Origin of the sequence: Paenibacillus glufosinatiresistens (assembly GCF_031470375.1) — a bacterium.
Classification (GTDB): domain Bacteria; phylum Bacillota; class Bacilli; order Paenibacillales; family Paenibacillaceae; genus Paenibacillus_AQ; species Paenibacillus_AQ glufosinatiresistens.
This window is the reverse complement of record NZ_JAVFHT010000049.1, coordinates 1-524: the sequence shown is the minus strand read 5'-3', so window position 1 is coordinate 524 and position 524 is coordinate 1. Positions and strand designations below refer to the sequence as shown.

1 rRNA gene is annotated in these 524 nt (G+C 53.4%); it reads left to right on the top strand.

Going from position 1 to position 524, the window contains the following annotated elements:
• Positions 1–212: 212 nt before the first annotated feature.
• A 23S ribosomal RNA gene (locus RBI05_RS19265) occupies positions 213–524 on the top strand; the annotation flags it as partial.

Genomic DNA, 524 nt, shown 5'->3' with positions numbered 1-524 from the left:
TTGATCCTTGAAAACTGGATACCGAAACGAAACATTGCGACTTAGAACATTCCTTTAAGCTGAACTTGTGTTATACAAGTGAAGTATACAAGTAGTGCTAGAGCGAAGGGATTTGGATGTCGGAGCGAATTTGGATGGATACCTGGGAAGCGGCGTAAGCAGCGGACGAGAATCCACCAAGCGGAGCGGAGACAGCCAAATGCCCGAGCGTTGGTTAAGCTACTAAGAGCACACGGAGGATGCCTAGGCGCCAGGAGCCGACGAAGGACGTGGCGAACAACGAAAAGGCCTCGGGGAGCTGTAAGCAAGCTTTGATCCGGGGGTGTCCGAATGGGGAAACCCGGCTGCGGTAATGCGCAGTCACTCTCTGCTGAATACATAGGCAGGGCAGAGGCAGACCAGGGGAACTGAAACATCTAAGTACCCTGAGGAAGAGAAAACAAGAGTGATTCCGTCAGTAGCGGCGAGCGAACGCGGAACAGCCTAAACCGGAGAGCTTGCTCTCCGGGGTTGTGGGACGTCTC